General features: G+C 70.5%; 9 protein-coding genes. 3 read left to right on the top strand and 6 right to left on the bottom strand.

Going from position 1 to position 8,864, the window contains the following annotated elements; translation table 11 throughout:
* Nucleotides 1-319: 319 nt before the first annotated feature.
* The gene (locus ACWDUM_RS20875; RefSeq protein ID WP_450116003.1) at nucleotides 320-652 is read right to left on the bottom strand and encodes a hypothetical protein; all 333 of its coding nucleotides are present in this window, start codon (nucleotides 650-652) and stop codon (nucleotides 320-322) included.
* A gap of 313 nt (nucleotides 653-965) precedes the next feature.
* On the opposite strand from ACWDUM_RS20875, the gene ACWDUM_RS20870 reads away from it, so the two are divergent.
* Nucleotides 966-1,304: an RNA polymerase-binding protein RbpA gene (locus ACWDUM_RS20870; RefSeq protein ID WP_450116002.1), complete on the top strand. Its 339-nt coding sequence runs from the start codon at nucleotides 966-968 to the stop codon at nucleotides 1,302-1,304.
* Nucleotides 1,305-1,398: 94 nt separating this feature from the next.
* Here ACWDUM_RS20870 and ACWDUM_RS20865 read toward each other — a convergent pair whose 3' ends face one another.
* The 4 genes from ACWDUM_RS20865 to ACWDUM_RS20850 are packed head-to-tail and all read right to left on the bottom strand — an operon-like array spanning nucleotide 1,399 to nucleotide 5,967.
* The gene (locus tag ACWDUM_RS20865; protein WP_450116001.1) at nucleotides 1,399-2,175 is read right to left on the bottom strand and encodes a polyprenol monophosphomannose synthase; all 777 of its coding nucleotides are present in this window, start codon (nucleotides 2,173-2,175) and stop codon (nucleotides 1,399-1,401) included.
* On the bottom strand, nucleotides 2,172-3,830 hold the full coding sequence (gene lnt / locus ACWDUM_RS20860; RefSeq protein ID WP_450135415.1) for an apolipoprotein N-acyltransferase: 1,659 nt from the start codon (nucleotides 3,828-3,830) through the stop codon (nucleotides 2,172-2,174). Before lnt ends, ACWDUM_RS20865 begins: the two co-directional genes overlap by 4 nt.
* The gene (locus ACWDUM_RS20855) at nucleotides 3,820-5,397 is read right to left on the bottom strand and encodes an amidohydrolase (RefSeq protein ID WP_450135414.1); all 1,578 of its coding nucleotides are present in this window, start codon (nucleotides 5,395-5,397) and stop codon (nucleotides 3,820-3,822) included. The genes lnt and ACWDUM_RS20855 overlap by 11 nt, the downstream gene beginning before the upstream one ends.
* A 6-nt stretch (nucleotides 5,398-5,403) precedes the next feature.
* Nucleotides 5,404-5,967, bottom strand: coding sequence for an FxsA family protein (locus ACWDUM_RS20850; protein ID WP_450115998.1), 564 nt, complete (start codon nucleotides 5,965-5,967; stop codon nucleotides 5,404-5,406).
* Nucleotides 5,968-6,105: 138 nt separating this feature from the next.
* Between ACWDUM_RS20850 and ACWDUM_RS20845 the strand changes: the two genes are divergently transcribed.
* Nucleotides 6,106-7,050, top strand: a complete 945-nt coding sequence (locus ACWDUM_RS20845) for an RNA polymerase sigma-70 factor (protein WP_450135413.1) — start codon at nucleotides 6,106-6,108, stop codon at nucleotides 7,048-7,050.
* Nucleotides 7,051-7,131: 81 nt separating this feature from the next.
* Nucleotides 7,132-8,319, top strand: a complete 1,188-nt coding sequence (locus tag ACWDUM_RS20840; protein ID WP_450135412.1) for an NAD(P)/FAD-dependent oxidoreductase — start codon at nucleotides 7,132-7,134, stop codon at nucleotides 8,317-8,319.
* A 12-nt stretch (nucleotides 8,320-8,331) separates the two neighbouring features.
* Here ACWDUM_RS20840 and ACWDUM_RS20835 read toward each other — a convergent pair whose 3' ends face one another.
* On the bottom strand, nucleotides 8,332-8,847 hold the full coding sequence (locus tag ACWDUM_RS20835) for a hypothetical protein (protein ID WP_450135411.1): 516 nt from the start codon (nucleotides 8,845-8,847) through the stop codon (nucleotides 8,332-8,334).
* Between the last annotated feature and the right edge of the window lie 17 nt (nucleotides 8,848-8,864).

Genomic DNA, 8,864 nt, shown 5'->3' with positions numbered 1-8,864 from the left:
TCCGCTGTACGGCAGACAGCGGAAATGAACCGGACGACCCGGTCTGGTCGAGTGGTTCGGTTCCTTCGGTGTGGGGATCCCGCGTACGTGGTGCGTCTGGGCCGGGATCAACAGAGGAAGAATCCTTCATCGTAATCCTCACGCAAAGGGACAGTTGCGGTGCTGTTTCGGCGTGTTCTCAACGATTCGGCGTTGTGTTCAGCGTAATGGGCGCCTCTGCCTGCCGTCTGTGGATTTGTGCGTCTGTCGTTTAGTCGAGACCACGCCCGAGGGCGTTACCTGGTTCGATCTTTCTACAGGCGACGAAAAGATGGAAGGGTCAACGCAGACGTTCGGCGTCTCGGGCCAGCTTGACCAGCGTGTCGCACAGGGTCGCGATCTCGTCCGCTCCCGCTCCCTCCGCGGCCGCGGTGGCCACGTCCTCGGCGGCGCAGCGCACCTCGAACATCCGGTCCATCGCGGCCTCCGCCTCCGCGGCGGTGAGGATCGTGGAGTCCGGTGCGATCGTGGTGCCCTTGACCGCGCTTCGCTGTTCGTACGCGCGCTGCCGACAGGACTGCCGGCAGTAGCGGCGTCGGCGGCCGACCCCGGCGTCGGGAACCTCCCGACCACACCACATGCAGGACTCGAGTCGGCGGGTGGGGCTGGGCACGACCTCACCCTACTAGGAGGTAAGCAAGTGGGCGGCACGCGAGCGTGCGGCGAGCGAGCCCGGTGCCCGTCGCTGCGGCAGTTCATGGTGGCTCCGGTGGATCGTGGAGTTGCTGACACGGTCGAGAGTTCCGGATTCCCGCACGGCCGGGGAGTCACCCTAGGGGTGAGATCGCCACACCCCCACCGGTAGAATGGCGTGGTTGCTTCTGCGCTCGGCGCGGGAACCATTCGGGAGTACGTGTCGTTGTAGAGAGTGAACGCCTGGTCCGCCGGGCGTGCTCGCGTGACGACCGAGGAGAGGAATCACCACCATGGCAGATCGCGTACTTCGAGGGAGCCGCCTCGGTGCGGTGAGCTACGAGACGGACCGTGATCACGATCTCGCGCCCCGACGGATCGCCCGGTATCGCTGTGACAACGGCGAGGAGTTCGACGTTCCGTTCGCCGACGAGGCCGAGATCCCCGGTACCTGGCTGTGCAAGAACGGCCTCGAGGGCACGCTCCTGGAGGGCGCCGCACCCGAGGTCAAGAAGGTGAAGCCGCCGCGCACCCACTGGGACATGCTGCTCGAGCGTCGCTCCGTCGAGGAGCTCGACGAGCTGCTCAAGGAGCGCCTGGAACTGCTGAAGACCAAGCGGCGCGGAGCCTAGCGGTACCGCGGCGCGGAGCCGGCGGACGCGGACAGGCGTCGGATCGACGAAAGCGCCCCGGAGGATCATCCTCCGGGGCGCTTTCGTGTCGGTACTACTTCCCGATCAGGGATCGCAGCTTGTCCCACCGGTTCTTCATGCCCCAGCCGAGGACCTTGGTGAACGCTTCGGTGATGATGTTTCCGGACATCTTCGATTCACCGAATTCGCGCTCGGTGAAGGTGATCGGCACCTCGACCATGGTGAACCCGGCCTGCAGCGCCCGCCAGCCCATGTCGATCTGGAAGCAGTAGCCGGCCGACTCGATGGCACCCAGGTCGAGGGTCTCGAGCACGACGCGACGGTAGGCGCGGTAGCCGCCGGTGATGTCCTTGATCTTCACTCCGAGCGCGAGCTGGGAGTAGATGTTGCCGCCGCGGGAGAGGATCTCCCGGCGCCGCGGCCAGTTGACGACGCTGCCGCCGGGAACGTAGCGGGAGCCGGCGACGACGTCGGCGCCCGCGTCGATCTTGTCGAGGAGGCGGTGCAGCTGCTCGGGGGCGTGGCTGCCGTCGGCGTCCATTTCCACGACGACCTGGTAGTCGCGTTCGAGGGCCCACTGGAATCCGGCGATGTATGCGGCGCCGAGCCCGTTCTTCTCGGTGCGGTGCATGACGTGGATGCGGCCGTCGGTGTCGTCGGCGGCGAGCTTGTCGGCGATGTCACCGGTGCCGTCCGGGCTGCCGTCGTCGGCGACGAGGACATGGACGTCGGGCAGGGCCGCGTGCAGGCGGCCGATGATCAGTGCGATGTTCTCCCGCTCGTTGTAAGTCGGAATGATCACCAGCGTGTGGGAGCTCGGCTTGTCCCCTGTCGGCGTACCCGCGCTCATTCGATCCTCTCCCCCAGCCGAGGCTGGTTCTTTCCGTGAACATCCGCACCGTCCTTTGAGGGTGCGGCCGGCCGGCGCCGCCGCGCTGCCGAGTGCAGGGCTGCGGCGAGCAGGGCCAACACGGCTCCGATGCAGAGAGCGAACTCCGGAATCGGGCCGAGCCGAGTAGCCAGCGTAGTGGAGGCGCGCAGCGGCACCTGCGCCACCAGCGTCGTGGGCGTGAAAAGTGACGAAGATTCCTGCACGGTGCCGTCGGGCGCGACGATCGCGCTGACCCCGGAGGTGGCGGCGACGACGACGGCCCGGCCGTGCTCGACAGCGCGCAGCCGCGACATCGCGAGCTGCTGATACGTCATCTCGGTATCGCCGAAGGTCGCGTTGTTGGTGGGGACCGCGATCAGCTGGGCACCGGCCCGCACCGACTGGTTCAACGCCCGGTCGAACGCGACCTCGTAGCAGGTGGCTATGCCGATGGGAATCCCGGCCGCGTGCACGACGCCGTCGCCGGTGCCGGGCACGAAGTTGCCGGCCCGGTCGGCGTACTCGGAGAAGTGTCGGAAGAAGTCGCGGTACGGCAGGTATTCGCCGAACGGCTGGATGATCTTCTTGTCGTGCTGGTCGCCGGGGCCGGTGGTCGGGTCCCAGGCGATGACCGAGTTGGTGGTGGTGCCGTCGCCCCTGACAAGGACGGTGCCGACGAGGATCGGTGCGCCGACGGCGCGGGCGGCGGCGGTGATCGCGGCGGCCGCGTCGGCGTTGCGGTAGGGGTCGATGTCGGAGGCGTTCTCCGGCCAGATCACGATGTCCGGTCGCGGGGTGCTGCCCGCGTCGATGTCGGTGGCGAGGTCGAGGGTCTGGCGGACGTGGTTGTCGAGGACGGCACGGCGCTGGGCATTGAAGTCGAGGCCCAGGCGCGGGACGCCGCCCTGGATCGCGGCGACGGTGATCGTGCCGCTCGCGGTGAGATCGCTGTCGGCGGAGTCCGCTCCGGGCAGGGTCGGCCACAGGGCGGCGGCGAGGACGGGCGCGACCAGGGTCAGCGCGGCTGCGGACACCCATCGCCGGGGGGTACCGGTCAGACCCGTCACCAGGGCGGCGAGACCGGCGCCGGTCAACGCGACCGCGAAACCGACCAGCGGCGAGCCGCCGACGCTCGCGAGCGACAGCAGCAGTCCGTCGGACTGGCCGAACGCCAGCCGTCCCCAGGGAAAGCCGCCGAACGGGACGGACGCGCGCAGCCATTCGGTCAGCGACCAGGTGCTCGCGATCCACAGCGGCGCCAGCGGCAGCCGCGACACCGCGATCGCGAGCGCACCGAACAGGCCGACGAACAGGGCCTCGACGGCGGACAGGGCCAGCCACGGGACCGGCCCGACGTACTCGCCGACCCACGGCAGCAGTGGCAGCAGGAAGCCGAGACCGGCGAGGTAGCCGTACCCGAAGCCGGCGCGCCACGTGCGCGGCCGGCGACCCCACCCGGTGAGAACCAGGACGAGTAGGCCGATGCCGACGGGAGCGAGGAACCACAGCGGCCGCGGTGGGAAGCTCGCGAACAGCAGCAGACCCGCGCCGACGGCCGCCGCGCCGTCCCTCAGGACCGGCACCGCCCGCCGCCACCGACCGGGCGCCTCGACGGCCACTGCCTCAGCGTTCATAGATGGTGGCGCCGCGGTGCACGGTGCGCAGGCACACCGGGTTCGGTGCGTCGTCGTCGAGGCGCGGCATCGCGGGCACCCGGGACCGCGGGTCGGTGGACCAGCGCTGCACCGTGTCCTTGGCGGCGGTGACGACCAGTTGGCCGGCGTCCCACACGGCATAGGACGCGGGGGCTCCGGGGACGAGGGTGCCTGCCAGTCCGTCGCGCACCCCGCCGGCCCGCCAGGCGCCGCGGGTGGCGGCCGCGTAGGCCGCGCGGGGCGAGATGCCACTGCCCTCGGTGCGGTGATGTGCGGCCGCGCGCAGCGAGTCCCACGGGTTCAGCGGGGTGACGGGGGCATCGGATCCGATCGCCAGGGAGACCCCGGCGGACGCCATCGCGGCGAACGGGTTCATCGCGACCGCCCGGTCGGCGCCGAGGGCGCGCGCGTACATCCCGTCCGCGCCGCCCCACTGGGCGTCGAAGCCGGGCTGGACGCTGGCCACCACGCCCCAGGCGGCGAGCTTGGCGGACTGCTCGGCGTCGATCATCTCGACGTGCTCGAGGCGGTGCCCGCACGCCGCGACGGCCGGGCCGCCGAGCTCCGCGACGACGCGGTCGAATCCCTCGACGGCCGCGGCCACCGCGGCATCGCCGATGACGTGGAAGCCGGCCTGGATCCCGACCAGGGTGCAGGCGCGCACATGGGCGGCGATCGCGTCGACGTCGAGGTAGGAGGTGCCGGTGTGCGGCCGGTCGGCGTACGGCTCGGACAGCCACGCGGTCCGTGAACCGATCGCGCCGTCGACGAACAGGTCACCGCCGAGCGCGTGCGCGCCGGTCTCGGCGAGCAGTGCGGTGGCCTCCTCGGCGCTGCCGACGGCCTGCCCCCAGTACGCCCGGACCTGGACACCGTGGTCGGTGGCGAGCAGTTCGTCGAGATCGGTGCGGCCGGCGATGTCCGGTCCGGAGCATTCGTGGACGGCGACGATGCCGTAGGAGGCGGCCCGCTCCAGTGCGGCGGCGCGGGCACGCGCGCGCTGGTCGACGGTGAGCAGGTCACGGGCGGCGGCGCGGGCGCGGTGGTGGTCGTCTGCGGTGACCGGGGTGTCGCCGGGGATTCCGGCGCTCGTGCGCAGCGGAGTCGAGCAGGCGGCGGAGTGCGCGTCGATCCGGGCCAGGTACACGGCCCGGCCGGGGGCGGCCTCGTCGAGCTCGGCGGTGGTGGGTCCGCGGTCGGCGTCGGGCCAGCCGGTCTCGTCCCAGCCGTGTCCCCAGATCACGGCGTCGTCGTGGGTGGCGGCGTACGCGCGCACGAGGTCGAGGCATTCGCGCAGGGAGCGGGCCGCGGCGACGTCGAGCCCGGTGAGGGCGAGTCCGGCCGCGGTGGTGTGCACGTGGGTGTCGACGAATCCGGGGGCGACGAAGGCTCCGTCGAGGTCGACGATCTCGGCCTCCGGGTGAAGCGCGCGGCCGGGGCGGTCCTCACCGACCCAGACGACGGTGCCGTCGGTGATCGCCATGGACGTCGCATCCGGTGCGGACGGGCTGTAGATCCGGCCGCCGACCAACAGTTGGGTACTCACGGGACGTCAGTCTGCCCGCCCGCCGTCGGGACGGTTCGCACCGGGATCGGGAAGTATGACTTCGCCCTCGATGGCGAGCGGATCGACGATCCGCGTGGTGTTCGCTTCCGGGCCGGTCTCGACGATGACGTCCTCGACCACGGTGCCGTCGACCACGGTGCGGTGGCGCATGCGCGAGTAGACCCCGGCCCCGGCCATGCCGGTCGCACTGATCACGGCCAGCCGCTTGCCGCCGAGCAGCGTGGCAACCGGGCGCAGGAGGCGCCGCGTCGGCGGGAGCACGAGCAACAATCCGATCAGACCGGTCACCAGTCCGGGCACGATCAGCAGGATGGATGCGGCGGCGACCAGTGCGCCGTCGACGATGGCACGGTCGACCGAACCGGTCCCGCGGCCGGCCTGCACGAACTGACCGAAGGCGGAGCGGAACTGCGAGAAGGCGAGCGCGAGTCCGATGGCCCAGCAGACCGCGAAGAGCACGATCGTCCACCCAACCCCGATCATGGATGCGATCCAGACCACCGCCCCGATCTCCACCACGAGGTACAGCACGAAAAGTGCCAGGAACATGTCGGTCCTTTCGGTCGAAACCCTGCCCGTTCAACGTCCGGGACGTCCGATTTTCTCCCGGACGGCTCCGGAACATGAATCCGGCGCGCACACCTGGCCGGCTGGACGTGACGGGCACGCATCCCCGACCATGTGGTGATGTCGCTCACCGACCGCGAGGCCGATCTGTTCGAGAGCTCCAGGGGCCGCCTGGAGGCGATCGCGTACCGGCTGCTCGGGTCCGCCGGGGATGCCGAGGACACGGTGCAGGAGACGTTTCTGCGGTGGCACGCGGCCGACCGAGAGCGAATCGAGACGCCCGAGGCCTGGCTGACGAAGGTCCTCACCAATCTCTGCCTCAATCAGCTCACCTCGGCGCGGGCCAGACGCGAGACCTACGTGGGGCAATGGCTCCCGGAGCCGCTCCTGGCGGGCGACCCGATGCTCGGTCCGGCCGACACCGCCGTCCAGCGTGAGTCGGTCTCGATGGCGATCCTCACGCTCATGGAGCGACTGTCGCCCAACGAGCGGGTGGTGTACGTGCTGCGGGAGGCGTTCGGGTACCCACACCGCGAGATTGCAGAGATCCTCGACCTCACCGAGTCGAACTGCCAGCAGATCTACCGCCGCGCCAAGGGGCATGTCACCACGGACCGGCCCCCTACCGAGGTCGATTCGGTCGCTGCGACGAAGATCGTCGAGGAATTCCTCACCGCGGCACTCAGCGGCGACACCGAGCCGCTGATCCGACTGCTCACCGACGACGCGGTCAGTGTGGCCGACGGCGGAGGCCGGATCCCGGCCCGCAAGACCCCGATCGTCGGTGCGCTCGGTATCGCACGGTTCCTGCGCGGCCTGTTCCGGCCGACGGACGCCCGGCGGGCCCAGGCCGGTGGCAGCCCGGCGCTCCACGCCGTCGTCGTCAACGGCGGCCCCGCCGTGCTGGTCGAGGTCGACGAGCGGATCCTCGGAGTCCTCTGCCTCGAGACCACCGCCGACGGGGTCGCAGCGATCCGCACCCAGGTCAACCCCGAGAAGCTTGAGCGCATCACGCGTCAGTGGGCGGCCGAAGGACCCCACCGCCCCCTCGTCGAGATCTGGTGACCCAGATCACAGTTCGATTCTGTCAGGGATCGCCCGGCTGTCCGGTTCAGGGAGTGACACTCAACCGGACAGGAGCGAGCCATGAAGCACCGCATTGTCATTCTCGGCGGCGGATACACCGGAACCATCACGGCGGGACGCCTCGCCAAGCGGATACATGGCGACGACGTCGAGATCACCCTCGTCGACGCCCACCCCGAGTTCGTCGAGCGGGTGCGGATGCACCAACTCGCGAGCGGGCAGGACCTGCCGCACCGCCCGCTGCGCGACATCCTTGCGGGCACCGGAGTGCGGGTCCGGACGGCGCGGGTCACCGAAGTCGACGTGGACCGTCACACCGTCGACGTCACCGCCGAGCAGGGTGCCGAGACGCTCACCTACGACACCCTCGTCTACGCGTTGGGGAGTACCGCCGCGGACCACGGCGTCCCGGGTGTCACGGAATACGCACACGACGTCGCCGGGAAGCGGGCGGCGCTGCGGCTGCGGGCCCGCCTGACCGAGTTGAATCCGGGTGGGACGGTGGTCGTCGTCGGCGGCGGCCTGACCGCAATCGAGGCCGCCGCCGAGATCGCCGAGGCCCATCCGGACCTCGAGGTCGCGATCGTCGCCCGCGGCGGCGTCGGTGACTGGCTGAGCGACAAGGCCGTGCGCCACCTGCACAGCGTCTTCGACCGACTCGGCATCACGGTCCACGAGCACGCCGACGTCACGCGCGTCGAGGCAAACGCGGTGGTCACCGCCGCGGCCGGCGAGATCCCCGCCGAGGTCACCGTCTGGACCGCCGGTTTCGCCGTGCACCCGATCGCCGCCGCCACCACGCTGGAAGTGTCCGAGGGCGGGCGGATCGTCGTCGACGCCACGATGCGCTCGCGTTCGCACCCCGACGTCTACGCCGTCGGTGACGCGGCACTCGCCGACGGCGCCGGCGGCACGCCCCTGCGGATGTCCTGTGCCTCCGGAATCCCGATGGCATGGCTCGCCGCCGACGCCCTCGCCGCCCGTCTGACCGGTCGCAAGGTTCCCGAGACGACCATCGGATACAACATCCAGTGCATCAGCCTCGGTCGGCGCGACGGCATCATCCAGCGGGTGACCCCCGACGACCGGGCCACGCCCACCGCCGTCACCGGCCGCACCGCCGCCCGGATCAAGGAGTTCGTCTGCGCAGGCGCCGCGTGGGGCGTCTCCCACCCGACCGCGATGGTGCCGAGCCGTCGGCGCCATCGCGTTTCCGAAGGGACGGTCGAGCCCCTCGCCGCCCCGTGAGGCCGGGCGCGGTCAGCTGCTGAAGATCGCGCCGAGGTCCGGAAGCAGGCCTGCGGCCGGTGGTGTCGAGGGGATCGACACCACCGTCGAGGCCTGCTCCACCGTGAACGTGGTGGCCGGGAACACCGCCAGGTACTCCTCGACGCCCGGGTAGGCCGAGACCCACATGGTCGGGTCGTCGTCGTGGCGTCCGCACGTGGCCAGGACGACGTAGGTGCCGTCCGGGATGTCGGAGACGACCTGGGTCGACACCCCCGGCTGTACCTCGCCCGCGTCGTAGAGGGTCTGACCGCCGGCGATGACGTCGGCGACCGGCGGCAACACCCCGCCCGGCGCGGCCGCGAGCGACGTAGCGCAGGTCAGGGTCACACCGGAGTTGTTGGTGATCGTGTTCGTCACGGTCGATCCGTTGACCGTGTAGCTGTAGCTGACGTCGCCTGCGGAAGCCGCAGATGCCAGCGCAGGAGCGGCGACGGCAAGTGGAATCGACGCTGCCGCAACGAGTGCGGCGCGGGTGATCACGCGCATACGGGTGTCCTCTTCGT

This window comes from Rhodococcus sp. NPDC003322 (assembly GCF_053589555.1).
Note: the sequence above shows the minus strand (reverse complement) of the source record. Positions and strands in the feature narration are given on the sequence as shown.

Bases quoted from the DNA above. Each gene is read 5' to 3' on its own strand.
- ACWDUM_RS20870 (WP_450116002.1), top strand. From the start codon at position 966: ATGGCAGATCGCGTACTTCGAGGGAGCCGCCTCGGTGCGGTGAGCTAC.
- ACWDUM_RS20865 (WP_450116001.1), bottom strand. From the start codon at position 2,175: ATGAGCGCGGGTACGCCGACAGGGGACAAGCCGAGCTCCCACACGCTG.
- lnt (WP_450135415.1), bottom strand. From the start codon at position 3,830: ATGAACGCTGAGGCAGTGGCCGTCGAGGCGCCCGGTCGGTGGCGGCGG.
- ACWDUM_RS20850 (WP_450115998.1), bottom strand. From the start codon at position 5,967: ATGTTCCTGGCACTTTTCGTGCTGTACCTCGTGGTGGAGATCGGGGCG.
- ACWDUM_RS20845 (WP_450135413.1), top strand. From the start codon at position 6,106: ATGTCGCTCACCGACCGCGAGGCCGATCTGTTCGAGAGCTCCAGGGGC.
- ACWDUM_RS20840 (WP_450135412.1), top strand. From the start codon at position 7,132: ATGAAGCACCGCATTGTCATTCTCGGCGGCGGATACACCGGAACCATC.
- ACWDUM_RS20835 (WP_450135411.1), bottom strand. From the start codon at position 8,847: ATGCGCGTGATCACCCGCGCCGCACTCGTTGCGGCAGCGTCGATTCCA.